Source organism: Ruegeria lacuscaerulensis, assembly GCF_013033355.1.
Taxonomy (GTDB): domain Bacteria; phylum Pseudomonadota; class Alphaproteobacteria; order Rhodobacterales; family Rhodobacteraceae; genus Ruegeria; species Ruegeria lacuscaerulensis_A.
Genome location: NZ_WQDY01000002.1, coordinates 449,824 through 475,025 on the forward strand (window position 1 = coordinate 449,824; position 25,202 = coordinate 475,025).

Annotated in this window: 21 protein-coding genes; 4 read left to right on the plus strand and 17 right to left on the minus strand. The window is 55.6% G+C overall.

Features of this window, described 5'->3' with window-relative positions; translation table 11 throughout:
• Positions 1-351: 351 nt before the first annotated feature.
• The 8 genes from GOW48_RS05640 to GOW48_RS05675 are packed head-to-tail and all read right to left on the minus strand — an operon-like array spanning position 352 to position 10,446.
• Positions 352-1,716, minus strand: coding sequence for an aminotransferase (locus GOW48_RS05640; protein ID WP_170752049.1), 1,365 nt, complete (start codon positions 1,714-1,716; stop codon positions 352-354).
• Positions 1,709-3,271 (minus strand): trimethylamine methyltransferase family protein, encoded by a 1,563-nt coding sequence (locus tag GOW48_RS05645; RefSeq protein ID WP_170752051.1) that lies wholly within the window; start codon positions 3,269-3,271, stop codon positions 1,709-1,711. The genes GOW48_RS05640 and GOW48_RS05645 overlap by 8 nt, the downstream gene beginning before the upstream one ends.
• Positions 3,264-4,496 (minus strand): aromatic ring-hydroxylating oxygenase subunit alpha, encoded by a 1,233-nt coding sequence (locus tag GOW48_RS05650; RefSeq protein ID WP_170752054.1) that lies wholly within the window; start codon positions 4,494-4,496, stop codon positions 3,264-3,266. The genes GOW48_RS05645 and GOW48_RS05650 overlap by 8 nt, the downstream gene beginning before the upstream one ends.
• Positions 4,493-6,556 (minus strand): oxidoreductase, encoded by a 2,064-nt coding sequence (locus GOW48_RS05655; RefSeq protein ID WP_170752055.1) that lies wholly within the window; start codon positions 6,554-6,556, stop codon positions 4,493-4,495. Before GOW48_RS05655 ends, GOW48_RS05650 begins: the two co-directional genes overlap by 4 nt.
• Before the next feature lie 60 nt (positions 6,557-6,616).
• Positions 6,617-7,678 (minus strand): extracellular solute-binding protein, encoded by a 1,062-nt coding sequence (locus GOW48_RS05660; RefSeq protein ID WP_234899375.1) that lies wholly within the window; start codon positions 7,676-7,678, stop codon positions 6,617-6,619.
• 19 nt (positions 7,679-7,697) lie between these two features.
• Complete coding sequence (locus tag GOW48_RS05665; RefSeq protein WP_170752059.1) at positions 7,698-8,795, minus strand: ABC transporter ATP-binding protein; 1,098 nt, start codon at positions 8,793-8,795, stop codon at positions 7,698-7,700.
• The gene (locus tag GOW48_RS05670; RefSeq protein ID WP_170752062.1) at positions 8,792-9,580 is read right to left on the minus strand and encodes an ABC transporter permease; all 789 of its coding nucleotides are present in this window, start codon (positions 9,578-9,580) and stop codon (positions 8,792-8,794) included. The genes GOW48_RS05665 and GOW48_RS05670 overlap by 4 nt, the downstream gene beginning before the upstream one ends.
• Positions 9,577-10,446 carry an ABC transporter permease gene (locus GOW48_RS05675; RefSeq protein WP_170549885.1) on the minus strand — a complete coding sequence of 290 codons (870 nt, stop codon included), beginning with the start codon at positions 10,444-10,446 and terminating at the stop codon, positions 9,577-9,579. Before GOW48_RS05675 ends, GOW48_RS05670 begins: the two co-directional genes overlap by 4 nt.
• A 109-nt stretch (positions 10,447-10,555) precedes the next feature.
• Here GOW48_RS05675 and GOW48_RS05680 point away from each other — a divergent pair, with 109 nt between their 5' ends.
• Entirely contained in the window at positions 10,556-11,209 is a 654-nt protein-coding gene (locus tag GOW48_RS05680; RefSeq protein WP_170752065.1) for a TetR family transcriptional regulator C-terminal domain-containing protein, read from the plus strand.
• 404 nt (positions 11,210-11,613) lie between these two features.
• On the opposite strand, the gene GOW48_RS05685 is transcribed toward GOW48_RS05680, so the two are convergent.
• Positions 11,614-12,261 carry a class I SAM-dependent methyltransferase gene (locus tag GOW48_RS05685; protein ID WP_170752068.1) on the minus strand — a complete coding sequence of 216 codons (648 nt, stop codon included), beginning with the start codon at positions 12,259-12,261 and terminating at the stop codon, positions 11,614-11,616.
• A gap of 96 nt (positions 12,262-12,357) precedes the next feature.
• On the opposite strand from GOW48_RS05685, the gene GOW48_RS05690 reads away from it, so the two are divergent.
• Together GOW48_RS05690 and GOW48_RS05695 are read left to right on the plus strand one after the other, a co-directional pair.
• Positions 12,358-13,257 carry a LysR family transcriptional regulator gene (locus GOW48_RS05690; protein ID WP_170603273.1) on the plus strand — a complete coding sequence of 300 codons (900 nt, stop codon included), beginning with the start codon at positions 12,358-12,360 and terminating at the stop codon, positions 13,255-13,257.
• A 16-nt stretch (positions 13,258-13,273) separates the two neighbouring features.
• The gene (locus tag GOW48_RS05695; RefSeq protein WP_170388911.1) at positions 13,274-13,765 is read left to right on the plus strand and encodes a P-loop nucleotide/nucleoside kinase family protein; all 492 of its coding nucleotides are present in this window, start codon (positions 13,274-13,276) and stop codon (positions 13,763-13,765) included.
• A 299-nt stretch (positions 13,766-14,064) separates the two neighbouring features.
• Here GOW48_RS05695 and GOW48_RS05700 read toward each other — a convergent pair whose 3' ends face one another.
• The 4 genes from GOW48_RS05700 to GOW48_RS05715 are packed head-to-tail and all read right to left on the minus strand — an operon-like array spanning position 14,065 to position 18,146.
• Entirely contained in the window at positions 14,065-14,976 is a 912-nt protein-coding gene (locus tag GOW48_RS05700) for a glycosyltransferase family 4 protein (protein WP_108862101.1), read from the minus strand.
• Between the two features lie 13 nt (positions 14,977-14,989).
• The gene (locus GOW48_RS05705) at positions 14,990-15,976 is read right to left on the minus strand and encodes a glycosyltransferase family 2 protein (RefSeq protein ID WP_170752244.1); all 987 of its coding nucleotides are present in this window, start codon (positions 15,974-15,976) and stop codon (positions 14,990-14,992) included.
• Between the two features lie 20 nt (positions 15,977-15,996).
• Positions 15,997-16,911: a glycosyltransferase family 2 protein gene (locus tag GOW48_RS05710; RefSeq protein WP_170752070.1), complete on the minus strand. Its 915-nt coding sequence runs from the start codon at positions 16,909-16,911 to the stop codon at positions 15,997-15,999.
• Positions 16,908-18,146 carry an oligosaccharide flippase family protein gene (locus tag GOW48_RS05715; protein WP_170752072.1) on the minus strand — a complete coding sequence of 413 codons (1,239 nt, stop codon included), beginning with the start codon at positions 18,144-18,146 and terminating at the stop codon, positions 16,908-16,910. The genes GOW48_RS05710 and GOW48_RS05715 overlap by 4 nt, the downstream gene beginning before the upstream one ends.
• Positions 18,147-18,340: 194 nt before the next feature.
• On the opposite strand from GOW48_RS05715, the gene GOW48_RS05720 reads away from it, so the two are divergent.
• The gene (locus tag GOW48_RS05720; protein ID WP_170752074.1) at positions 18,341-19,570 is read left to right on the plus strand and encodes a polysaccharide biosynthesis/export family protein; all 1,230 of its coding nucleotides are present in this window, start codon (positions 18,341-18,343) and stop codon (positions 19,568-19,570) included.
• Position 19,571: 1 nt separating this feature from the next.
• Here the strand turns inward: GOW48_RS05720 and GOW48_RS05725 are convergent, their stop codons facing one another.
• The 4 genes from GOW48_RS05725 to GOW48_RS05740 form a co-directional block, all read right to left on the minus strand.
• Positions 19,572-22,109, minus strand: coding sequence for a PAS domain-containing hybrid sensor histidine kinase/response regulator (locus GOW48_RS05725; RefSeq protein WP_170752076.1), 2,538 nt, complete (start codon positions 22,107-22,109; stop codon positions 19,572-19,574).
• A 45-nt stretch (positions 22,110-22,154) separates the two neighbouring features.
• Positions 22,155-22,661, minus strand: coding sequence for a putative pterin-binding protein (locus GOW48_RS05730; RefSeq protein ID WP_170752078.1), 507 nt, complete (start codon positions 22,659-22,661; stop codon positions 22,155-22,157).
• Between the two features lie 101 nt (positions 22,662-22,762).
• The gene (locus GOW48_RS05735; RefSeq protein ID WP_170752081.1) at positions 22,763-23,644 is read right to left on the minus strand and encodes a UTP--glucose-1-phosphate uridylyltransferase; all 882 of its coding nucleotides are present in this window, start codon (positions 23,642-23,644) and stop codon (positions 22,763-22,765) included.
• A 20-nt stretch (positions 23,645-23,664) separates the two neighbouring features.
• On the minus strand, positions 23,665-25,038 hold the full coding sequence (locus tag GOW48_RS05740) for a WecB/TagA/CpsF family glycosyltransferase (RefSeq protein WP_234899560.1): 1,374 nt from the start codon (positions 25,036-25,038) through the stop codon (positions 23,665-23,667).
• Positions 25,039-25,202 lie beyond the last annotated feature (164 nt).

The window sequence follows — 25,202 nt, forward strand, 5'->3', positions numbered from 1 at the left end:
CCGTCGCGGGCGATACCGTGACACTGTCGAGCAATCGATTTGATTTCCGCTGCGCCAGCATCGGGCGGCTTTGTCCGCAGAGCGGAACTCCAGTTAGTTTTCAAAAATGCCCGCTTTCGGAAGAAGCAGACATTCAAGCCGCTGAAATTGGGGCGACGCTACGTGTTGTCTGCTTTCAGCGAGACCGGACGTTCAGAAAAATAGGCTCTAGGTCCGAGTTGCGGACAAAGCTGCCGATAAGTCATTTTGTCGGGATGTGTGACAACGGCCCATTGCGGACATTTAGGACGGAATTCAAATGCTGCGGTGGCATACCGGTCTGCGGACATCCGCAACAGTGGCGCAAGCTCTTCATTGTTCACTGATTCCGCCAAGCCACGTTCGTGTCGCTTCAAGCCCCTTGCGCAAGATAGAAAACATCTGCTCAATTTCACTTTCGCTGATGATAAGGGGCGGTGAAAGAACACACATGTTGATAATAGGTCGAACTAATAACCCACGTTTTTGGCATTCTATATCGATCTGGCCGCCAATCTCGTAGTCGCATCCCAGATCACTCCGGGGATCACCATCGACTGAGCATTGTACGCATCCCATCAACCCCATCCCGCGCACATCGGCAACGATATCAATCTGTCGCAAATGCTGCAGCTGATCCTGAAAAACCGGAGCGACCTTTTGAACGTGTTCGAGAAGTTTTTCCCGCTCTATGATCTCAATGCTCTTCAAACCCGCAGCCGCGCTAACCGGATGACCAGAATAGGTGTAGCCATTTGAGAAGGTCGCATCTTTTCCTCCAACGTCTGCGATCAATCGGTCAGAGATAACCGCGGCACCCATCGGCGCATACCCAGATGTCATTCCTTTGGCACAAGTGATTATGTCAGGCTGAATGCCGAAAACAGCATCTGACGAAAACCAATGGCCCAATCGCCCAAATGCCGTCACCACTTCGTCGGAGATATATAGAACATCATACTTCTTGCAGATGTTTAGGCAGCCTTTGTGGTATCCATTCGGCGGCACGATCACGCCGCCAGATGCCAGAACCGGTTCGGCGATAAAAGCGGCAACGTTTTCGGGGCCAAGAGCTACAATGGCGTTTTCAAGATCGGAAATTTTCTCCTTTAGAAAACTCTCGTCGCTTTGACCAGGTGAACGGTAGAGCGGATTCACGTCGGGCAGGAAATGTGCGAGGTCATCCGCCTTGTCTAGCCAAAGCCTGTCACGCTCTTTTCCACTGACGCTGGCCGCCAGATAAGTGCTTCCGTGATAGGCTTTTTGCCTTGAAATGATCTTCTTTTTCTCGGGCCGACCCAAAAGGTTGTTTCGAAAGTGGACAAAGCGGATGGCCGTATCCACCGCAGTCGAACCGCCGGTGGTAAAAAAGACATTGTTCAAGTCGCCCGGCGCACGTTTGGCGATTTCGCGTGCGAACAGCGCGGCAGTTGAGTTGGCGTTGTTGAAGGGAGAGAAATAGGCGAGGTTTCGAGCCTGCTCAGCCATGGCCTCGGCCATCTCCTCTCGCCCATAACCGATCTGAGTGCACCACATCCCGCCTGGTCCGTCGATCAAGCGTTCGCCTATTTCGTTAACCACATGGATGCCGCTGGCACCTTCGATAAAAGTGCGGTCGCTTTTGCCCAAAGTTGCCATTCCTTCCCACGGGTGCAGGAAATGATCGTTGTCCCAGTGCTTGGCGTTAGAGTTATCCACGGCGGGCCATGCTTTCTGCGCTCATCACAATTGGGAACTCTTCGCGCACCTGAGCGTCTGAGGCGCCGAAGTAGTTGGGGAAATGGCTGTCGAGAATGGAATTGGCCTTGTCACGGGCGCGGTCCAATAGATCAGTTTTGCCTTCGTTTTCCCATGTATCTGTACGCTCACGATCCATGAGCCGCGGGTAGACAAATTCGGTGTTCATATAGTTCAGCGTGTGAGGGTTACCGAGGAAATGACCTGGGTCGATGGCACACTGGTGGATCACATCTACCGCCATGGTTTCATCCGTGACCTCTATCCCGCGCAACGATCGCAGGATCATACCACCCGCTTCGTCATCGATGACCATACTTTCAAAGCTGCATCCCATCAGGCTACCCATCATACCGCCGAACTCGCACAAACGATTGGCACCGGCATGGGCGGCAAGCGTGAAGGTCAGTGCTTTTTCCAACCCGTATTGCGCGTCGGGTATTTTTGCATCGGTCATGCCTGCGCCAACGGATGTGGGAAGGCCGTAGAAATTGCCCATCTGAATGGCTGCCGCCCCGATGAGAGCCTGTTCACCGCTGCCGCCGGTGAACGATCCGCTACGCAGGTCTGTGATGAAGGGCCAGGCGGCAAAGCAGACCGGACAGCCCGGTGTGATGAGGTTTACAATGGCAACACAGGCCAGCGTTTCGGCCACGGTTTGCACCAGTGTTCCCGCAAGCGTCGCGGGGGCTGTGGCCCCGGCCTGAGGAGGCACGGCCAGATCGACAGTTAGACCAAGTTTGGCAGTATCAATCAGGATTTCCATGTTCTCCTTGCCGATCCGCAAGGGGGAAACCATTGGGCAGCCGCCAAATATGACGCTTGGCTTCTTCATGAAAGCCCCTTCACCACCGTGAGCCAAATCAAACATGCGGATGGCATGCGGGATATGGCTGCGGTCGCGAAAGGTCAGACAGGCAGGCTTTTGGCTGCCTGCGAGCATCGCATATATGGTGTTCATGTCGTGAGCGAAATTATCGGTCACGTCGGTGGCCAAAACTGTGTCGCCCAGCATATGGATGTTGTCCAAGCGGTCCACTAGTCGGGTGAAATCATAAACGTCGCGCAGAACCGATGGACGATAGGACTTGGTCTCGGAATCGAAGGTTGTGACGGCGGTGCCAGAGTTGGCGAAATAGACACTCTCGGCCGAGCAATGCATGTCGTCTTTGCCTGCACGCTCACCGCGGGCATAGACATAAAACTCTCTGGCGGCAACCGCCAGGATGTCTTCCATAAGGGCGCGGGGGAAGCACAGCCTATTGAGGTCATTCAAAACTGCGCCTTTGGGAAGCACCAGATCAAGCAATTCCGGGAAATGGTCGGTAACGCCCGTGTTTTCCACAACGGTTAAGGCCGCTTGATGGATGTTCTCCATATCTGCTTGGGTCAGCGGTTTATAGCGGCCGCCACTTAGGCCTCCACGTACGGCCTCATTGCCCGTGGTAGCCTGTTGAACCTTGATGCGCGCGGCGCGTCCGCCGCCGCCGCGACGGCGTGATTTTGCCTCAGCCATGACCGGACATCCTTTGTTCTGGGTCCGGGCTGATCATGTTGAAATAGAAATCGTAGAAGTCCTGGATCGAGGTTTCCATCTCGCCCAAGGGGCCCGGTTGGAAGTATTGAGAATTTACGCCGGACTGGTTGTGGCGAATGATGCGTTCGTCATCCAAAGATGTGACATGCCAAAGCCAGGTCAGGTCTTCTTTGTCGTAGTCTTCGCCTTCTTCGGCGTCAGCGCGAACCAGCCAGACCACCTGAATGTCGGTTTCCTGTAAGCCTCGTGGAATGAAGCGGTAGCCGACCATGTGATCCGAATAAATCAGGAACCAATTCAACGGACCAACATCAAAGTCTGTTGCGCCACCGTCGAAGCCTTTGAGCGTTCCAAGCAATGGTGCAAGTGCCTCGCCCGATTGGCTGCCGGTTTTGTAGCCTTGGTAAAGCGGATAGCGACGATAGTACCCGCTGGTAAATGGGGTCAGCGCAGCGTCGCCGACAAGAGTCAATTCATTGGGTGACAGCCCGGCTTCTACAGCCCTAGCCTTTAGCGGTTCGACCAAACCAGCCATGTCTTGCGGTGATTTCAAGCTATGGGATCGAGAATACTCTTTGTGAGCTGGCCCGCAGTGGTAGCATTCAAGGTAGTTCTCAACCGCTAGTTTCCAATTCGCGGGAACAGGAAATGACGCGGTATGCGCTACTTTCAAATCGTTCAGGCCATAGGGTTCGACGAGTGGCTCAAGTTTGCTGAGGACAGGATCAAGTGATGGGGTGTTTGCATCGGCACAGACAAAGATCAGGCCCTTTAAGACACTCACCTGAACGGGAAGAAGCCCAAACTTTGACGGGTCGAATTGTTCCCCCATATTGTGACTTGCACGAAGTTTTCCTGATAGCTCATATGTCCATGCGTGGTAGGGGCAAACAAGAACGCGGGCGTTGCCGGATTGTTCAGTGCAGACGCGAGATCCGCGATGGCGGCAGACATTCAAATGAGCACGAATGTCGCCATCGCGGTCGCGAACAACGATAATGCTCTCCGGGCCATAGTCTAACAGGAAGTAGTCACCGGGGCTTGGGATTTGACTGACGTGACCTGCCCAAAGCCAGTTGCGGTTCCAGACCCGGGCGATGTCATAGTTATAGATGTCTTGGGAGGTATAGAATTCGCGCGGCAGGGCGTGGCCGTACTGGTGCGAGGCTATCAGCGCATCCAACTCAAACGGTCGGCTGTTCATCTCGTTTCCTCCAAATCGATTATCTCGCGGCGAAACCAATCCTGGTCTGCTTCTGCCTTGGGGCGTTCAAAATCACGGGCCGCGCGGTGGCCCGCGAAGACTGCGTCGACGATCAGCCCTGGAGAAGCGGCATCGCCAATAAGTTCGACGGTTTTCAACCTGAGCCCGCGCAAGCTGTCATATAGCGTCGTCCCACGCTGACGTTCAGTGACCAGAATTGTCGAGGCACATGGAATATCCATTTCGCGACCAGTAAAGGCACAACCGATGCGGGCCATGTCACCTTGAACCGCCGTCAGCACCTGATTGCAACGAATGTCGATACCAAGCTCCATCAGACGGGCCTGAATGCGAGGCTGCTCCAAAGTATTGATGGAGTAAGCTGAAACCAAATTCTCCGGCGTGACAAAGACCACCTGGTATCCTGCCGTCGCCAGTTTTTCGGCGATCACTCCTGCCAGATAGATATGATCGTCATCATAGATCATGACCGGGCCATCAGGCGGTAGAACACCATTCATTATGTCATCAGGCGTCAGCACATTGGCGCTTTGCTCGATCTGTGGCACATGGCGCTGGGTGTTACGGCCCATGCCGTCGGTTCGCCAAAGGCTGCCGGTGGCCACAAAGACATGTTCGACGCCCAGCTCTGCCACTTGATCGCCATCAAGCCTGCTGTCAGTGAAAAGCTGAACGTTGCCGCGTTGCTTTAAATCATGCAGACGATAGTCGACGACGCGGGACCAAGCTGCGAGGCCGGGAAGTTTGCTTTCCTTCGTAACCCGCCCGCCCAATTCGGCTGACGCTTCGGCCAAGGTCACCTGATATCCTCGCCTTGCCAACTGCATGGCGCATTCAAGACCGGCAGGGCCACCGCCAACAACCAAAGTATCCGCGTTGCTCTTTTTCGGCGCGATGATCTCGGGGTGCCAACCGCGTCGCCATTCCTCACCCATCGTAGGGTTTTGAGTGCATCGGATTGGGATACCCAGATTGTCCGACGACACGCAGATATTGCAGCCGATGCATTCGCGGATTTCGTCGATCCTGCCTTCCTCGATCTTTTTTGGTATGAAAGGGTCCGCAATGGATGGCCGCGCGGCACCGATAAGGTCGACAATTCCTTTTTTGACCATCGACAGCATCATGTCGGGGGATGTCAGGCGACCGACACCAACCACAGGTTTTTGGGTGATCTGCTTAACGTCGGACAGAAACGCGTTCTGATATCCGTCCTCTGGCTGAAAACGAGTCGTGGCACTGTCATTGGACCAGTCAGCCACATTCACATCCCATAGGTCAGGAAGATCGGCCAAAAGCTCGACAACGGCGCGGCCTTCTTCTGCTACCTGCATGCCCCCGGCACCCATCATCTCATCAATAGCAAAACGGAACGCCACAGCGCAGCTGTCGCCCACGGCTTCGTGAGTGTCTTCCAGCAGTTCACGTGTCAGACGCACGCGATTTTCGAGCGACCCACCATATTCATCGCTACGCTGGTTCATATGCGGCAGCATGAAATGTTGCGCCAATGTCATGTTGTGCCCGGCATACACATAAATGATGTCAAATCCGGCATCTTTCGCGCGCAAGGCGGCCTCGCGGTGCCAACGGCGAAATTCCCGAATGTCGGCTTTATCCATAGCCCGCGCCTGCTTGGGGTGTGTAGTGTCGACAGACATTTCGGAAGGTGCAAGAACCGGGGCGCGGGTAAGCAGGTTTTGCGCATGATTGCCGTTATGAACCAGCTGGATAGCCGCCAGCGCACCATGTGCATGCACTGCGTCTGTCATCAGCCGCAACGCGGGCACATCGCGCGCGTCCCATAGCCGCCCTTCGGCGTAAGGAGAAAGGTCAGAAGTCGGGTGAATCTCGGTCTCCTGATTGGAAACCACCGCCCACCCGCCTTCGGCCTTCATTCCACGAACGGCAGCATCCGCCCTTGGTCGGAGGTGCCCCAGCCCGGTGCAATGAGGCACCTGATAGAAGCGGTTCCTGGCAGTGACTGGCCCGATCTGAACCGGTTCCAAGAGCATAGCATATGGGTTCGCGTCTGACATGTTCACGCGTTTTCCTGTGTTTGTGTTCCAGGGCTGGTTGGCCCCGGAGATACTGTTGAATCAGAAGCCGGCTTTGATCCGTTCAAACTCCGCCAGCATTTTTGCCTCAAGCTCGGGGTTCACCGCATCAAAGAACAAACTGCCCTCGAAGAAGCTTTTTGGATCGGAGAAACCATAGGCTTCGATGTTGGCCTGATCGGCAACTTCGAACGCTTTTGCGTTCGAATGCGGGTAGCCCCAGTTGTCGATGATGTACTGACCGCTGGCCGGGTCGGTAAGCGCGTTCAACAGATCATAGACCTGATCGACCGGTGTCGTGGATGATTTCAGATGCACGTAGCCGCACGCCCAGGTCGCGATACCCTTGTCGACGTCTCGCATCATCGCGGCAGGCACCTCATTCCAGATCAGGTTTAGTTCTGACTGGTTCCAGGCCCAACCGAATTCGATCTCGCCGCTGGTCATGGCCTGGTCAAACTGACCTGCGTCGGACCAGTAAAAGCGCATGTTCGGGTGGATCGAGCGCAGGAAGTCAGACGCTTCCTTGAACTGCTCATCGCTCAAGTTGGTGTAGTCGTCAGCATTTCCAGTAGCCAGCGCCGCTAACGCATAAGCAGATGATGCGGCATCCGGGATAGCGATCTTACCGGCATAGGCCGGGTCGGCCAGCAATTGCAGTGAGATATCGTCCCCCGAGATCTTGTCGGTGCGATAGATAAGGCCCGTGTTCCCCCATTCGAACGGCAACATGTAAAGCTGGCCGTCCAGAACGATGGCGTCGACCTCCTTGATCTCGGGCAGCACATCCGCCCAATTGGTCAGCTTGCTTTCGTCCAGCGGCTGAATCAGATCGGCTGCGACCCATTTTCTGACCGCGTCGGAACAAGGATGCGCTAAATCAGCTGTAAATCCGGAGCTTAGCTTGGTAAAGGCTTCTTCCTGGCTACCGAAATAGGAATAGCTCGGTGCTTCATTCCCGTATTTTTCCATGTAGCTGGCAAAGAATCCCGGGTCTTCATATCCCGACCAGTCAAATACCGTCAGATCAGCTCCACCAGCGCTGGCGCTTCCTGTACTTATTGCCGTCGCACATGCGAAGGCCGCAATTCCCTGAAGTTTCAATTTTTTTCCTCCCATTTTCTTATTCTGTGTCAGTGCCAAGATCGATCACGCTGGCGCTTTGGACTCCCAGCCAAACTGCGTCGCCGCGATTGAAATCAACCGTGTGAAAGTAGTTCGGAACCGAGACCGAGATCGGCTTGTCGGTTTCCGCAACCTGAATGTGGTAGTGAATGTTCTCGCCATAGAAGGCGACGTTGCTGACTTTGCCCTGAACAGTTGATGGATAGTCTTCGGGTTTTTCAGAGGTGATTTCCAATTGTTCGGGTCGAATACCGATGTTCATATCTCGGGCGCTGGTTGCGACGTTGGGGTTTTTTTCAATCTCCATTTGGCCAAAGGCCTTCGCGTCGATTGAAAGCGTATCGCCATTTTCCTCAAGCAACTGGGCAGGCAAAATGTTCATCTCACCGATGAAACTGGCAACCTGCTGATCGCAGGGCCGGGCGTAAAGCGTTGTTGGCGTATCCACCTGCTTTAGCCGCCCATTGAACATCACGCCAATGCGGTCAGACATTGTCATCGCCTCGTATTGGTCGTGTGTGACCATCACAAAGGTTATACCCAGCGATTGCTGCAGATTACGCATTTCAAATTGCATCTGCTCGCGCAGCTTCTTGTCCAAGGCCGACAAGGGCTCATCCAGCAACAATACTTTGGGTCGCATGATCAGCGCACGGGCGAGCGCCACCCTTTGCCGCTGCCCGCCTGACAGCTCACTTGCGCCGCGATCCTCAAGACCGCCCAGCTCGACCATTTCCAAGGCTTCGGCCACACGCTGGTCGATTTCGGCCTTGGGGGCCTTGCCACGTAATCCATAAGCCACGTTGTTTCCAACATTCAGGTGCGGGAAGATGGCGTAGCTCTGAAAAACCATGTTCGTCGGGCGGTTGTTGGCAGGCACACCATCCATATCCTGACCGTCGATCAGTACGGTGCCTTTGGTCGGCTCTTGGAAACCAGCGATCATCCGCAATACCGTGGTTTTGCCGCATCCCGATGGGCCGAGGAGTGAGAAAAACTCGCCTTCCTTGAGATCGAGGTCGATCCCGCTAGCCGCAAGAAAAGTGCCATAGCGTTTCTCGACGCCCCTGAGTTCGATGATGTTTTTTTCTGTCATTGGACCCCTGATGCGGATGAGCGGCGCCGGAAATACTCGGCCAGCACCAAAAGTAGAACCGATGAAAGCAGCAGGATAGAGCCTAAGGCCAAAACGTTTGGAAGCTTGGCGGGGAAACGAATCTGGCTCCAGATGTAGACTGGCAAGGTTGGTTGGTTGCCGGACAGGAAAAAGGCGAGCACGAACTCGTCGAAGCTGACTGTGAAAGTGACCAGCAAACTTGCGACGATACCCGGGGAAACGACCGGAAGCGTCACGCGGCGGAAGGTGTCGAACACGCCGACACCTAGATCGTATGATGCTTCCTCCAGCGACGCATCGAAGTCATCAAACGCAGACTTCAGGATCGAGACGGAAAACGGCAGCGCAAGAAATGTATGACCCAGAACGACGGTCAGCAAAGACGGCTTAAGACCGATAAACAAAAACAGAACCAGCATTGAAGAAGCGACGATAATGCCCGGTATAACCAAAGGCAGCATCACCAGACCTTCGGCAGCACGCTGACCCCGAAAACGGTACCGAACAAAGGCGCGGGCGGCGAACAATCCCATAGCGGTAGAAAGAAGTGCCACGACGGTGCCGACGCCAAGCGAATTCCAAAGGGCCTGGATCAAGGTATCCTGTTCGCCCAGCTTCCGATACCAGTCCAGCGTCCAGCCCTTGATGGGAAAGGCAACGATTGTGCCGCTGTTGAATGAAAACAAGGGCAGAAAAAGGACCGGCAGGTAAAGAAAAACCAAATACAGAAAGGCGTAGGCTGTCAGGGTCGAAGGGCGTCTCATCTTATCCGCCTCCCTAGCCGGGTGGCGGTAATTACAAACACTATAGCGACAAAGCCAACCGATAGCATCGCGATCAGTGAAAGGGTGGCGCCGAGTGGCCAGTTGTTGGCGGCCCCGAACTGCACCTGAATAAGGTTGGCGATCATCTTTCCATCCGACCCGCCAACCAGTGCCGGGGTCACATAGTCACCTACCGTGGGAATAAATATGATCAGACAAGCAGCAATGATCCCCGGGATGGTTAGTGGCAGCGTCACCCGCATGAAGCGTTGAAAAGGGCTGTTACCGAGGTCGGTGGCGGCTTCTAGTAAGCTCGGATCGATCTTCTGCAATGAGACATAGATCGGCAGGATCGCAAATGGCGCCCAAGCATGGGCAAGCGTCAGCACGACTGCAAATTCATTGTAGAGAAGGAAGTCGAGCGGTTCGTCGATCAGACCAAGCATCAGCAGTGCAGAATTCATTACGCCGTTGAACCCCAGGATGAGTTTCCACGCAAATACACGCAGGAGGTAGCTAGACCAGAATGGAATGGTGATGAGCAGAAGCCAGATGGTCTTTTTACGGGCCTTCATCGCGATGAAATAAGCGATGGGATATGCCAGTGCGACAGTAACTGCTGTAACTGCTCCGGCAATCCAGATCGACCTGAGCATTAAGTGTCTAACCAGAGGATCAGCAAACGCGTCGCTATAGTTTTTTAGTGTCGGCGTCTTGTCGAGCGTTACGTAGGTTTGCGTCCAGAACGAATAGGCGATCAGGATCAACAACGGAGCCGCCACCAGAAAGCCCACATAAGCCGTGGCTGGTGCGCTGAGGGTATAGCCCCGGGATGCTTCGCTACGAAAGATTACCCAAACTCCCATCCGGATTTTCACGAGTCACTAATGGACGATCGTCCATTAAATGTTGCGCCAGAACGGTCTTTCGTGTCAATCTTCCTGTGAGAAAGACTTGAGTGATGCTATCAAGTAAATGGAATTATTGAATAAAGTGGAAAACGTTAGAGGAAGAAAACGTGGCTCGAAACGTGATCCAGATGCCAGTAAGCAACTTCTGATCAAGGCGACTCTGGACTCTATCGCGGATATTGGAGTCACCGAGACGACGGTCAGCTGCATCTGCGAGCGTTCTGGTTTGTCACGCGGAATGATCCATTTGCATTTCGGCGGGAAAGACAATTTGTTGACGGCAGCAGCCCAGCATTTCAGTGCCCAATATTATTCCGAGATGGACAAAATGACCGATCTGGGCTCGGATGCATCGCCCGAAGACCGAGTGATGGCTGTGATCGAGGCGGATCTGTCCGAAGCACTGCTCAATCCAAGAAGTACAAAAATCTGGCATGCATTTCGCGGCATCGCGAGCTCACACCCAGGCATTGCCCGCTACAGCAGCACTCAGGATCAAAAACTTGTCGAGACATTGCGGCTTGCGTTTAAGGAGATAGCTCAAAAAAACGAGCGTGACCCAAACTTGGTGGACGATGCCACTGCCGGAACGCTGGCTTTGCTGGAAGGTATGTGGGTCAATTACCTAACAGATATGCAGGGTTTTTCACGACGACGCTCTGTTGATCTTATCAGACGTTTCTTGTGCGGACTTTTCCCCGAAAAATTTAAATTGTGAGATTTCGGGACGCTCAGATTTGAGACGGAAAAACAGCATGTTCTTGGAAAGCCGACTGCTGGTATTGGCGAATTCCCTGGCGTCTAAATGCAACACCCCCGTGCATTGGACGAAATCCAACGCCCGCTTTCCCCCGAAGAAAGGTTTCCATTGCACGTGCAGCGAAAGACCGCTTTCCGCCCAAAACGACAAATGCTGCGCCCGTAGCCTAAGTCGCCTTTGGGCTCGAAGTAGACATTCGCTGCACTCGGTGTGAAAGACTGCTATGCGGACAAAACGGCCTTTCGCAACAACACTCTTAAGGTACAAGCAGGCCGAGGTAACTCCGTTCCTTCCAGTATGAAAGTATCGTGCAAGTTTACGCAAAGATCGTTTCAACGGATGCAGCTAAACGAACTAAAACTTCAAGATTTTTGCGCGACAATATAGCGGCTCTGGAGCATTGAGGCTTGATCAGAAGTATAATGCACGTCGAAGCCTGCGGACGCGATTTTCCTTTCAAGCACTGATCCAGACACAAAATGCACAAACGGGGCTTTCCCAAGAGCCTGCATGATTGGGATGGCGATCCGACTGATCATCGCATACTTGAAACCACCGCTCTCAGGTGCGCAGACGGTTTTGGATATGAAAAGCCCACCGGGTTTTGTAAGTGCGGAAATGTGCTCGAGCGCTTGGTCCAAATCGGGCAGAAGATGAAGCAAATTATGCGCCAAGATCGCATCGTAAGAACCTTCATCTAAACCATGCTCAAGAACTTCAGCCACCTTGAAAGTGACGTTCTCCAATCCTTCTTTAGCACGCTTCTCATCGGCAATCTTGATCATGCCCGGAGCGAGATCCGTGGCAGTGACATGGGCGACATGCGGTGCAAGCAGCAGCGCGGTTGAACCCGTCCCGCACCCGATTTCCAGTATGTTGTCCTCCGCTTTCAGATACGACTTCGTGAGCTCGAGTGTTTTCAGATACCCTTCCATGTTGCGGATTGGGTCTGCCGCATACTTTTGTGAGATATTGCTCCAGAACGCGGCATCCTTGGACAAAGCAGTCATTTCATTACTCTCAAAAAAGGTTGTCGCCGTATCCTTTACTTCCAAACAATCATTTATGGAATTGCCACAATTTGCAGAAGTGTTATTCAAAAATGCATGAACTGGAAGGCAATCAATTTCGACTGGAACCAGGTACGGTCCTTTCTTGCGACAGCCGAAGAAGGCTCGTTTTCCGCAGCCGCACGCGTTCTTGAGCAAACTCAACCCACTGTTGGCCGTCAAGTTGCTGCGCTGGAAACGGCCCTTGGCATCACTCTGTTTGAAAGAGTCGGCAAGTCGCTTAATTTGACGACTGCTGGCGCCGAGCTTTTGTTGCATGTCAGAGAAATGGCGGATGTGGCGAACAGGATTTCTCTTACTGCGACAAGCCAGTCGCAAGCTGTTGAAGGGCAAGTCAGGATTACTGCGTCCGATGTGATGTCTGCCTATCAGCTGCCACCTATACTGAAAAAGATCCGACTTGCGGCACCGCGACTAGAGATCGACATCGTTGCTGCAAATGACATACGAGACATACAGCGACGTGAGGCTGATATCGCCATCCGACATGTGCGTCCAACTCAGCCGGATCTGACAGCAAAGCTTGTCGCCGAGGCCACGGCCCATTTTTACGCAGCACCTTCGTACCTTGATCAGGTGGGACGGCCGAAAAATGAAAACGAAATTGCGAAATTGGACTTTGTCGGGTTTGGGGACATCGACACGATGATCGGTTTTCTCGATCCGGCGGGCATTAAAGTAACCCGAAAGAGCTTCAGGATTGGCTCACAAAGCGGGATTGTATCCTGGCAACTGGTGCGCCAAGGTTTTGGCGTAAGTGTAATGTCGGATGATGTGGCTGCCTTAACACCTGGTGTGGAGCGCGTGCTCCCCGACCGCGAGCCGTTTAAGTTCCCGATTTGGCTGGCGACACACTCCGAGTTACATACCGCACGAAGGATCAGGTTGGTATTTGATCAACTAGCGGACCAACTTAGCGCAGGGACCATCAGGTAATCCGGGAGTTCGTTCTATGTCACAGGCTATTCCAACGCTTCACTTGCTATGCGGCAAAGTCGCTTCTGGAAAATCTACTCTGGCAGCGGAACTAGCGGAAAGAGACGCAGTCGTGCTCATTTCAGAAGATGAATGGCTTAGCGCCCTGTTTGGCGACCAGATGAAGTCCCTGCAGGACTACGTGAATTGCGCTTGGAAACTGCGACCGGTCATGGGGCGTCACGTGGCTTCTTTGCTGAAGGCTGGCGTTTCAGTGGTTCTCGATTTTCCAGCGAACACAATTGAAAATAGAGCTTGGATGCGCGACTTGCTGAAAGACACGGCTGCGCAGCAGCACCTTCACTTTTTGGATTTGCCAGATGAAGTTTGTCTGCACAGGCTGCATAAGCGCAACAGAGAAGGCGCGCATGCCTTTGCACCAACAGAAGATCAATATCGCCGTATTGCGCGGCATTTCGTGCCACCATTGCCCGAAGAAGGTTTCAACATCATAACTCACCGTCAGTAGCGGCGGCACCAAACATGTTTCGAGCACCTGCTCTGCATCGACGGATGCACGACTGCTTTGGGCTCGAAGCGGAGCTTCGCTGCAATTGAGTCGAACGACTGCCATGCGGACATAGCTGCCGTCCACTTGGCACAAGGCAATAACCGCTCGCAGTCCACAGAGGGCACCAAGATGTACTGCGCTAAGTAGGCTCGCGCACAAAACGCAAAGCTGGCCTCAGGCAATTTCTTTGAAATCACAGTTGATTTTGCAGCGAATGGCTCGGCAATAACGCAAAAGATCCAGTGTCAAATTTTGATTCAGCTGCTTTTCTCAATAGTGTTGGAAAGCAGAAAATTATTGATCGCAAGTCGCCAATCATAAGGGTCAAGGTTGCAGAATGAAACTCTCGTATCTCCTTCACGGTCACGTAACCCATCAACTTTACTGGCAATCACATTGCGCTTCGCGGCAAGCGCTTCGTCCAGCACAAGTCCGTAAGCCTCCCAACGCGACGGAATCGCAACAATATCGACGGCTTGATAGGCCTCTGCAGGGTCCTCGGCGTGGCCCCGAAATTCTATGCGCGGGTCACCCTCTGCCAGTGTCTCAAGGTATAAACGCTGACTGCCTTCGCCAAAGATCAACAAACGCGCGCCCGGCGTTCGGGTTAACCGAAAGCCTTGGATCAGGATGTCGAAGCCTTTCTGCTGCTCGAGCCGCCCGATGGCACCAATTGTGGTCTTTGACTTGGGAGGCATCGTGTTGCGCGACAACTGCTCAAGATCAACGGTCGGAGGAATGACGGTCAGTTTTTCCGAGGCGGCCAGGCGTCTTTCCTTCATCCAGCCCGACTGCGAATGGCTGACCGCGACCACCTGATCGAAGAAGGAATAGATCACCCTCAGCATTGCAAAGAACCGACGTTTGTGTGGGACATTCAGAGTGGTGAATGCCCGGGTGTAACTGTGTTCGACATGGACCAGTCGAGTGTCCAGATGCATTGCGCGAAGCGCCGAGAACGCGGGTAAGCTTCTCCAGCTTGGTACGACGTGGGACACGATGACATCCGCATTCAGTTTGCCCCAAGAAAATGCAGTCCGTTTAACCTTCAACACCTTTTGATCGACCGTTTCGGACAGATCTGATTGCGCCAAAAGATGGTCGAGCATCCGCATCACGCCGCCCGCTGTCGTGTCGTCCACCAGGTGGAGTATCTTTTTCTGTTCCATGATGACGCCTCTCTCAGATCGATTGCAGTTTGGATTTCATTTGTCCCAGCCGGGTGATCGGGCCGGGTCCGAACGTTTTCAACACAAGGGCTGCGGCGAAAGTGCTGAACGTTTTCACAGGTTCCTCAAACACCGGGCGGAGGCTTTCCTGGACGCTGCGTGCAAACAACTCCCAAGCTTTGTCCCGATCGAGGTTGGTGATAGCCCGCCGCGCCAGATAGCGCAGCTGATAAGCACGGGACGAGGGTTCGTGCCGGGCAAAGAATTCAGGGTTCAGCGGGCGCAGCTTCGCGATCATCCTCTCCCACGCCTCTAACTGGCGATCTAAAGCCGCCGAAAGCCCGCCTGCATTGATCCGGTAGTGGGTCAGCAGCCCCGGAACACCTTCGATCTGCCAATCGGTCTTCAACATCAGCCGCATCCAGCATTCGATATCTTCGGACTGCCGGAAGGTCTCATCGAAGACCCAATCCCGCTCGGTTTCAAAGCTCGGGCGGTAGGCCAAAGCCTCCAGCACTGTCTTTCGAATAACGGCCGCCGATCCGTTGCCGATCGGGTTGCGGTTCAGAACATGTGCTGCGGTCACATTCTTCAGGCGGGGTGCTTGTTTGATCCCCATCATGCACCCCGCTTCGTCGATCAAGGCACTGCCGGAGTAACTAACCCCCACGTCCGGTTCGGCCTTGAGATGGTGAACATGAGCCGCCAGCTTCTCGGGCATCCACAGATCGTCGGCGTCGCAAAAGCCGACTAATTTACCCCGCGCGGCAGCGATGCCAGTATTTCTTGCCCCCGCCAGCCCACGATTGGCTTGCCGGACAAGTCGTACGCGTGTGTCGCCTTGGTGCGCGCGAGCAATCTCGGAGGTCGCGTCCTGCGATCCATCGTCGACGATGATGATTTCGAAATCGTCATAGGTCTGCGCCTGCAGTGAGGCGAGCGTTTCGGCCAAGGTTGCTTCGGCATTGTAAGCGGGTACGACGATGGATGCTGTGGGCATGGTGATCTCCTTCAGAATTCTCATGAAAACAACGCGCTTTTGAGTGCTTGCGGCAGGATCGGAGCCAGTGCGGCCCCTGCTGCGGTGGGCAGACCTCGGCGCAGGGGCAGCAGGAAACTGCGCGCATCCAGACTCAAACCGTTGCGTGTGTAAGACAGGGCCTGATCTTGATGCCCCAGCCGCAATGCCCGACGCGCGAGATAACGCAAATAGACGGCCTCGGACGATCGGGACGGGAACACGCCATAAGACGCAGCCGTTTTGACCGCGTAGGCCCGCCCAGCGCGCATTGCGGCCAAATCCGAAGACAATCCCCCGGCACTGGTGCGATACCAGACCTGAAAATGATTGACCCCTTTGATTGTGAACCCTTCGCCTGCGAGGCGGATCAACAGCTCCAAGTCTTCGTTATGAACCGTTCTGGTGTCCAAACCGCCCACTGCGTTGAAGACTTCACCGCGGATCGAAAGATTCGACATGGTGCAGACCGGGTTTTCCGCCAACAGGTCCTGAACGGTCAGGGGGGCACCAGGAACGGTCGAGTATGTCTGAGAATCTCCGGGCTGATCGGCAAAGAACCGGATCTGTCCGAAAACCGCGTCCGTAGAGGAAGGTTGGAAGGCTTCGTTTAGTTGCGCCAGCTTGTCCTTGAGCCACAAGTCGTCCGCGTCGCAGAATGCCAGTATGTCACCCTTGGCCAGTTCCGCCCCATAGTTACGCGCGGCACTTGGGCCATCGAAGGGGTTACTTACGACCCGGATACGGGGGTCTTGCGCGATGTGGTCCAGCACGGTGGACAAGCACACGCTTGAGGGACGATCGCCGACGCAAATCGCCTCCCAATTCGTGAAGCTTTGCGCGCGAATGCTGGCCAGCGTTTCGGCAATTGTATCCGCGTCGGTGTGAAACGGCACGATGACGGTAAAGCGGGTCATTGGTAGCGGAGCCCTTCTGTTGTTTGGTGATCCCGAGGCAGCAGCAACCAAGAGGCTGTCAGCATCAGAGCAGTGCTCGTCAGCAAGTATCCGATCGCCACTGGCATCAGCCCGAACGGCGCCATGATCGCGGTGTTAAGGATCAGTGCGAAAGCCAAGGCTGCGCTGACCCGTAGCTCGATAAACGCGCGGTTTTCGGACCGCAGCCAACCGGCCACGGCAGACCAGATAACACTGGGCAATGCGGCAAGGCACAGCACCGAGACCACGGGTGAAATCTGGTGCCACTCGGCTCCCAGCAGCAGTGGCACATAGACCGGCGCGAGCGCGGCTTGCAGCAAAACCAGCGGGCTCAGCACCAGGAGGGACGTGCCGAGCCCGTGACGCAGCGCCTTGGTTTTGTCCGGGGCTACGCACAGATGTGGGAAAAGAACGACTGAAAAGGCCTGGGTGAACGAAGTCGCCAAGCCGAGCCCGGCGTTGAAGGCCATGAAGTAGATACCAAGGCTCTCAGCCCCCAGCATCACGCCGACCACAAGCTTGTCAGCTTGCAGACGCAGAACTTTGACAACCTCAACCCCCAGTACAGCACAGCCGAAGCCAACAAAGGGGCGAAGGGCGGCAAACCCTTGTTTGGCGTCAGGTGCCCAGGGACGCAGGCGGCGCATCAAGACCAACCAGATCGGCGCCGCCAGCAAACGGGGCAGTACCAAAGCCAATGGCGAGGCCCAGAGCAGCGCCAGTAGCGCCGCCGTGACATTCGCACCAACCACCTGCCCTCCGGCAATGGCGGCGGTCTGTTGCAACTTACCCTCGCGCATCGCGAGCGCGGCCTGCACCAGACCGGCAGGCATGAACAGGTACTCTCCGGCCAGAAAGGCGAGCAACAGTGCCAGCGTCTCGTGCCCTATCGCGTAGAGGAACGCAGCGATAGCCAGTTGCAGCAAAAACAACGCTCCGCACCAGACCCAGAAGATACGATGCGCGCTGTTGCAGCGTTTTTCCAGCTCGGCCGGCGGGGCTTGGATGATCATCTGCCCCACGCCGTTTTCGGTCAGAGCCTTTAGGATTTCCCCCGCTGCAAGGGCAGCGGCAGCCAGACCGATCGCCTCGGGGCTGAGGCTGCGGGCCACGACGACAACGACCACAAGACGCGACGCCTTTGCAGCCACTTCGGACGCAGCATAGGCCAGCAGATGCCGCAAGAAACTGGTATGTGCCAATCGCTGAGTCATGTCGCCAAATGTCCAAAATAGTGTCGGGATCAGTTCTAATTGGTCGCGGCATCCCTGTCCCAGACGCGGGAGAACAGCTGGGCGCACCATCCGGCGAGCGACCTATCCGAATGGGATAAACGGCAATCCCAATGCCGGTCTGACGCACATCAAGACACTGCTGTAGCTGTGGATGCAGTTCAGGAGAGTTCAAAATGACACGACATTTCAAAGTATTGGTTTTAGGGGCCGTCAGCGCGATCGCTCTGTCGGGTTGCAGCAGCATGAAAACCCCGCGCAACATCGAATCCGTTGCGAAAGGCGATAGTTATCAGGCGCAGTACCGTGCCCCATCGCGGCGAAGGGCAAATACGGCCCTGCTACAAGCGGAAAATCTGAACGGGCGCGCCTGTATACCTCAAACCGGGGATCAGGGCGCAAGCGCCTTTGCTAAATGGTCACAGCCAACGCTGAGCCCTCTGCTGGGCGAGAAGCTTTCGCGCAATGACATGGTGCAGATTACCATCGACGGGGATGAGCTTCTTAGCGACACTTATGTTGTATCCCGCGATGGCGACCTGAAACTGCCCTACCTGCCGCCGGTGCGCGCGCAGGGCAGAACAACCGAACAGGTGGAGCGGGATGTCGCCCGCGTTCTGGTGGCGGCGCAGTTCTACGACAGCTCCCCACGCGTCACGGCACGCATCAGCGATTTCGCCTCGGTCACTGTCGGTGTGAAAGGCGCAGTGTTCGAACCCCACTCGGTCGAGATCGGAGGCACCCCCGGCGATGCGCTCGATCGAGGGCGCCAAGGCGCGCTTGGGGCGTCGACCGAGGCGCGCAATCTATCGGTCGCCATTCGCGCCGCCGGAGGGGTACGCCCGGATGCGGATTTGTCAGCGGTCGAGTTGCACCGGCAGGGCACGATCTACCGGATGGACCTGCGCGGAGTGTTCGAAGGCTCGGACCCGACTGACATCATGCTGCTGACTGGGGACCAGATCGTGGCCAATAGCCGCGGGTGTTTTCAGGACGATCTGATGCGACCCAGCCCGATCAGCCCGCCCGGTGTGACGCTGTACATGTCCAACCTTACGCAACCAGCCGCGGGCAACGCGCAATCCGCTATTGGACGCGACGTGCGAGAGGTTCCCTATGGCACGCGCTATCTGCAGGCCGTGGTCGACACCAACTGCGTCGGCGGGGCCAAGACGACCAATGCCAATCGCAGTGCGGTCCTGTTCACCCGCAACCCGATGACCGGGAACTCGATCGTTATTGAACGCAATATCGAAAAGCTGCTGCGACGTGGGGATCGCGATGACTATGACCCCTATGTTCTGCCAGGAGATGCGATTGCATGCTACGACAGTAAGGTTACCGGCCTGACCGAGGTCGCCCGCGCAGTTGGCATCGTCGGCGCAGCGGCGCTGCTGGCGCCCTAAGTCAATCCCAAGCGGGCGATGATTTCGCCCGCTCCCAAGCAGTGGAGACTGCAGCGAGTTTGTTAGTGATGTCTTTGTGTTCTTTGGCTGCAGTCTCTACCGCAACTAACGCCTCTCGAAACTCTTCCACGCCGAAGGTTGCTGCACTCCCAGCCAGTTTGTGACAGGCCTGAGCTATTTGACTTAAATCTGTCTGGTCAAATGCCCCGGTTTCTAGCTGTTCAACCAATTCATCCCCTTCGGCAATGAACTTGGCATGCAGGCGGGCAAAGACTTCAGGGCCGAGGCTGCCTTTCAACTCCGCTAACGGATCTGGCTGCGCATGCTCCGAAATCTGCCCGTCGGTGCGCGTGACCACTGAAAGCGCCCTGCGCAGGGCACTCAGCGAAATCGGTTTTCCAATGAAAGCCGTCATACCGGCCGCGCGAAAGGTCTCAACCGCATCTGGCAGGACATTGGCCGACACAGCGATAATCGGCACATCGGTCGACTGACCCTGACCGCCACGAATATGGCGCGCAGCAGTTGGCCCATCCATCACTGGCATGCTGATATCCATCAGGATCGCATCGAACCTCTGACTGCTGGCCTTGTCGACGCCAACCTGCCCGTTCTCCGCCGTAGTTACACGGTGCCCGTCCAGCGCAAGCATATTGCAGATGACCTCGAGGTTGATCTCGTTGTCTTCGACCACCAACAAGTTCAGCGGGAGAGCGGTCTCGGTAACGATCTGAGCAGCTTCTAGCAGTTGGTCGCGCGCTGACGGCTGTAACGGTATCCGCAGCCAAAAAATGCTTCCTTCGCCCAATGTGCTTTCCGCCCCCACCTCACCACCCATGGCCTGCGCGAACCTGCGGGCAATTCCCAGGCCAAGCCCGGTTCCTCCGACCGTTCGACCGATAGAGGGATCGCTGGTGTGGAAGTCATCAAAAATGGCGTCGATCTCATCCTCGGCGATGCCAGCCCCGCTGTCGATCACACGCACTTCGTAGACATGCGCTTTACCCTGACCGCAAGGTTCACATCTTTCGACCTCGATCGACACACGGCCATTTTCGGTAAACTTGATCGCATTACCCACAAGGTTCAGCAGAATTTGCCGCAACCTTTGCGCGTCAGTCGCGACATACGGATAAGCTCCGCCCACCCATTGCCACGAGATTGAATTGCCGCGCGAGGCCGCATTGCCGCTTTGACCATCCACAAGGTCCTGCAACATCGCGTTCAGGTCGGTTGGCTCGTGCGCGACAGACAGCTTGCCGGCCTCGAACCGAGCAATATCCAGCACTGCATCCACATGGTTTTGCAGAACCTGGCCCGAGATCTCCATGTTGCGGACAAACTGAGACTGCTGTTTGGTCGTGCGTGTATTCTTGAGAAGGGTGAGGTTGCCCAGCAACCCGTTCAACGGGGTTCTGATCTCATGACTCATAACAGTCAGAAAATCCGACTTGGCCTTTTCCCCGGCAAGGGCACGGTCGCGGGCCGAGACAAGCTCTTTCTGATCCGCAACGCTTTGTGAGATATCGCGGACAAAACCGATAACAATTTCCTCGTCCCCGGCCTGAGCGGATTGCAAGGCGAGTTCGACGGGAAATACATCGCCATTCTTGCGCAACGCCTCAAGTTGAACGCGACCCTTGCCAACCACGTGGCGGTCGCCCCCGCTCTGCATCCGCTCCATGCCTGCATTATGCGCCGCGCGTAGATGCGCGGGAACAATCAAGTCGCCGATCGAACGCCCTTTGGCCTCATCTTCGGAATACCCGAAAATCGCCTGTGCAGCTGGGTTGAACTCCAGCACTTCGCCGTCGGCGTTCACCACGATCACGGCATCCAATGATGTAGAAAGGATCGTATTCATGCGCTGGTTGGCTTGCTGGATTGCCCCACCACGTCGATCTGCCTTGCGATTGACCACCAAGAGATAGGCGCTGACCGCAGTCAGCGTCAGAAACAATCCCCCGGACAAAACGGCTAGTTGAAACAGGCTGAGCGCGGTTTCTTCACGGCGCTGATCCGACTGGCTTGCAAAGTACGAGATCGCCGAGACCGAAAGCTCTCGCACTTTTTGAGCGATCCCCTGCGCGCCGTCATAGAGAACCGGCAGCCCCGCCTTCAACCCAGGGTCCTCAGCATCGATTGTAGGCACCGAGACCTCCAGATATGCGGAGACGTCGTTCAGAGGTTCAGCGAATTTCGGGTCACTTCGCAGCGTTTCAAACAGACGCGAGGTGTCTAGAATTTCGATACGGCTGTAAAAAAGATCGAAACGGCGCCGGACAAGGTCCAGGTTTTCTGTGCTTGGCTCTGCGTCCGATACACCCGTCTCAAGCGCGTTGAGGTAGAACAGGAACTCGACCTCGACCTGCGTCAACGTCCATTGCACGTTATCTGTCTGGGCTGACTGCCGGTCGCTTAGGTCGGATATCACCTTGACGGACAGCAACACGACCAAAGCAAGGGCACCCAAAACGGCGATACCGATGAGCCCGAGAGCCCACCGGCGACGCGAGTGGTATTGGAAATTTCTTGTCAAAGTCTGGCCCGTATCACCCACTTCACACTGTGTTTTAACCCCACGCTATTTTACGATTTCCAACCTGTCGAGTTGCCAAATGCTGCGAGAGTAAATCACCTCGGTCTGGTACTTGGTGTCACTGTCATATGGATATACGATCCATAGCGGTCCTTTCTGCCGCCGGGACATCGCCGCGCCGTCCATCTCATAGGCGACAATCGGGTCTTGCGCCGATATTGAGCCCACAGGTATCTCAACCGCGTAGTCGTTGATCGCCGTTGCCCGGATCGTAGCACCTTCTGCTTCGACCTTTTCCAGCAAGACAGAGAGGGGAACGCCGACAAAAGTGGCCTCGCCTTCAGTCCAGATCGTCGAGGTTTCAAAGCTGCGCTGCGGTAGCGCCTGCAACATTTCCATATCGAACTGCGCCGCCCCGTCGGGGCCGGTCTGTGCAATGTTGCCCGAAACGGTCAGGACCACTCCTCCTGTCGGAGTGCCCAAGTCTGCGGCTTGCGCAGGCGTCAGGCAAATGGTGAACGCCGCTGTGAGGATCGCAAAAAACATACGCATCGTAGTCTCCACTTCATTGACCTCAAGAAACCAGAAAGAGATCCGCCGCGACAGATGGGCATGGGGATACGCACCTATCCGAACGGATAGGTGCGCAGGTCTCATGCCGCGGCAGACAGGAGGTTCATGCGCTGACGCAACATGGATTTGAAACCGTCACGCAGCTCGGCACGTTCCAGCGCAAAGACGGTCGTTGCCTCCAGATATCCGGCGACTGACCCACAATCGAAGCGCTCTCCTTGAAAAGCGAAACCGCAGCATCCGGTCGCTTCGATATCGGCCGCAATCGCATCGGTCAGTTGAATTTCATTACCCGCGCCGGGTGCCAAACCGTCCAGCTGATCGAAGATCGAAGGGTGCAGCAGATACCGCCCGACAATGCCAAACTCAGACGGAGCCTGATCGGCCGCGGGCTTTTCGACCAACCCTTTCAGATGCTGTACCTGCCCTGTCCCATGCGCGATATCGACCACGCCATAGTCGCTGATCCGGTCGGATGGAACGGCCTCGGTTGCGATCATGTGGCTGCCTTGAAAGTTCTGGACCATTTGCGCCAGGACCGGGCGCCGCGCGTGGATCACATCATCCGGCAGGATCACCGCGAAGGGATCGTCACCTACAAAGTCGCGCGCCAGAGACACCGCGTGGCCCAAACCACGAGGGCTGTCTTGTTGGATAAAGTTGTATGTCTCATCATCAAGATTCGATCGGCGCAAACGGTTCAGCAGGTTGGTCTTGCCACCATCCTTCAGTTTGCGCTCCAGCCCTGAGTTGCGCCCGAAATACGCCTCGAGCACGGATTGTCCGGTTGAGGTGACGAAGATGAATTCATCAATCCCCGCGGCGCGAGCCTCGTCCACAGCGTATTGGATCAAAGGGCGGTCGATCAGCGGCAACATTTCCTTTGCCACAGATTTGGTGGCGGGCAGAAACCTTGTGCCCAGACCCGCGACCGGGAAAACAGCTTTGCGAATACCTGTCATTTCAATGCTCCTAGGTTTGATCAGTAAGCGCCGCGACCTGACACGACGGCACGTGCGGTCATTGCAATGAGGATGAGGTTCAGAAGGGGCGAGCGGGAGCGGACATAGGCTGCATCCAGCGCGATCATGTGGTCAAAGCCGATGCCGGCGCGGCCCGAAACCTGCCAGAGGCCGGTGATGCCGGGACGCACCTGCAGGCGCTCCAGCGCTTGTTCGGGATAGGCAGCAACCTCTTCGGGCAAAGCTGGGCGCGGGCCGACCAGCGACATGTCCCCTTTTAGCACATTGAAGATTTGCGGTAATTCATCCAGCGAGAACCGGCGCAGAACCTTCCCAACGCGGGTGATGCGTGGGTCATTTTTGGCTTTGAAGCACACGCCCTTACGATCCGAATGGGTGAGCAAATCCGCACGTCGCGCTTCGGCATCCTGCGTCATCGAGCGAAACTTGTACATCGTAAAGGGCACCCCGTTTCGACCAATACGTGTCTGCCGAAAAAAGGCGGAGCCGCGACTGTCCAATCGCACCAATGCGGCGATTGCGGCCATGGGAAGGGCCAGAAGAGACAGCGCGACCACCGCCAAAGTGAGGTCCAGCAGGCGACATGCTGAGACCTTGGGAACAGAATTGTGCGCGACACGCACGAGGAATTCGAAATTACCCACTAGATATCTGCGGGCCATACGGCGGGGCTCCATCGCCAACCGCCATGCCCATTCCATCCGGGCGCGCCGAACGATGCGCGGTGCCCGACGCACATTCCCGGCCAGGAAGTCGAACAAAGCACCCACGCCAAGCGCGATTCCAGGGTCAAGCCGGTGACGGTTCTGCGTAATCCAAAGCTCCTGCAGTGGGACGCCCATAGCGATCAACAGAATGTCCGCGCCAGATTGGTTGATATCGTCGATCGCCTCATCAACCCGCGCTGCCCCTTCATAGCCATCGCGCGTACCAACCACGACCAAATCGGGGATCATGTGCTGCAACCGCGCCGCCGCAGCCTGAGCTGTTCCGGGACTTCCCCCCAACAGGTAGACCGACTGGCCAAGACGCGCGGCACGTTTTAGTAGTTTTGGAACAAAATCCGTACCGTTCAGATTCTCGGCCAACGGGACGCCTTGCAACTTCGCAGCGACCTCCACCCCAATTCCGTCAGGTAGGATCATATCTGCCCGAGCCAAAGCTGCTCGATATGTATGGTTGCGGGCCCTTATATTTGCGCAATGTGCATTCAGGAAAAACACAGTCCGGCGGGTCCCATCCAGCAGTTTTGAGATCACCTGTCCGGATCGGGCGTTCACAACTGGCAGACCCAAAATCTCAGGCTTTTCCAAAGTTGGTTTGGGTGTTGGCTGCGCGCCTTTATGCATATCTTGGACTGACAGGAACTGCATGGAACTCTCCGATCAACGATGACAATCTGTGGCTTCAGACTGCCAATGAGACCCTGCAACCGATAGGCGAGCATCCGGAGAGGGATCGGAGAATAGGTCTATTAAAACGACCCCGCAGCACATAGCGTGGTGAAAACGGCCGGCTGACCTATCCGATTGGATAT

Bases quoted from the DNA above. Each gene is read 5' to 3' on its own strand.
- GOW48_RS05645 (WP_170752051.1), bottom strand. From the start codon at position 3,271: ATGGCTGAGGCAAAATCACGCCGTCGCGGCGGCGGCGGACGCGCCGCG.
- GOW48_RS05650 (WP_170752054.1), bottom strand. From the start codon at position 4,496: ATGAACAGCCGACCGTTTGAGTTGGATGCGCTGATAGCCTCGCACCAG.
- GOW48_RS05655 (WP_170752055.1), bottom strand. From the start codon at position 6,556: ATGTCAGACGCGAACCCATATGCTATGCTCTTGGAACCGGTTCAGATC.
- GOW48_RS05665 (WP_170752059.1), bottom strand. From the start codon at position 8,795: ATGACAGAAAAAAACATCATCGAACTCAGGGGCGTCGAGAAACGCTAT.
- GOW48_RS05670 (WP_170752062.1), bottom strand. From the start codon at position 9,580: ATGAGACGCCCTTCGACCCTGACAGCCTACGCCTTTCTGTATTTGGTT.
- GOW48_RS05675 (WP_170549885.1), bottom strand. From the start codon at position 10,446: ATGGGAGTTTGGGTAATCTTTCGTAGCGAAGCATCCCGGGGCTATACC.
- GOW48_RS05680 (WP_170752065.1), top strand. From the start codon at position 10,556: ATGGAATTATTGAATAAAGTGGAAAACGTTAGAGGAAGAAAACGTGGC.
- GOW48_RS05685 (WP_170752068.1), bottom strand. From the start codon at position 12,261: ATGACTGCTTTGTCCAAGGATGCCGCGTTCTGGAGCAATATCTCACAA.
- GOW48_RS05690 (WP_170603273.1), top strand. From the start codon at position 12,358: ATGAACTGGAAGGCAATCAATTTCGACTGGAACCAGGTACGGTCCTTT.
- GOW48_RS05695 (WP_170388911.1), top strand. From the start codon at position 13,274: ATGTCACAGGCTATTCCAACGCTTCACTTGCTATGCGGCAAAGTCGCT.
- GOW48_RS05700 (WP_108862101.1), bottom strand. From the start codon at position 14,976: ATGGAACAGAAAAAGATACTCCACCTGGTGGACGACACGACAGCGGGC.
- GOW48_RS05705 (WP_170752244.1), bottom strand. From the start codon at position 15,976: ATGCCCACAGCATCCATCGTCGTACCCGCTTACAATGCCGAAGCAACC.
- GOW48_RS05710 (WP_170752070.1), bottom strand. From the start codon at position 16,911: ATGACCCGCTTTACCGTCATCGTGCCGTTTCACACCGACGCGGATACA.
- GOW48_RS05715 (WP_170752072.1), bottom strand. From the start codon at position 18,146: ATGACTCAGCGATTGGCACATACCAGTTTCTTGCGGCATCTGCTGGCC.
- GOW48_RS05720 (WP_170752074.1), top strand. From the start codon at position 18,341: ATGACACGACATTTCAAAGTATTGGTTTTAGGGGCCGTCAGCGCGATC.
- GOW48_RS05730 (WP_170752078.1), bottom strand. From the start codon at position 22,661: ATGCGTATGTTTTTTGCGATCCTCACAGCGGCGTTCACCATTTGCCTG.
- GOW48_RS05735 (WP_170752081.1), bottom strand. From the start codon at position 23,644: ATGACAGGTATTCGCAAAGCTGTTTTCCCGGTCGCGGGTCTGGGCACA.
- GOW48_RS05740 (WP_234899560.1), bottom strand. From the start codon at position 25,038: ATGCAGTTCCTGTCAGTCCAAGATATGCATAAAGGCGCGCAGCCAACA.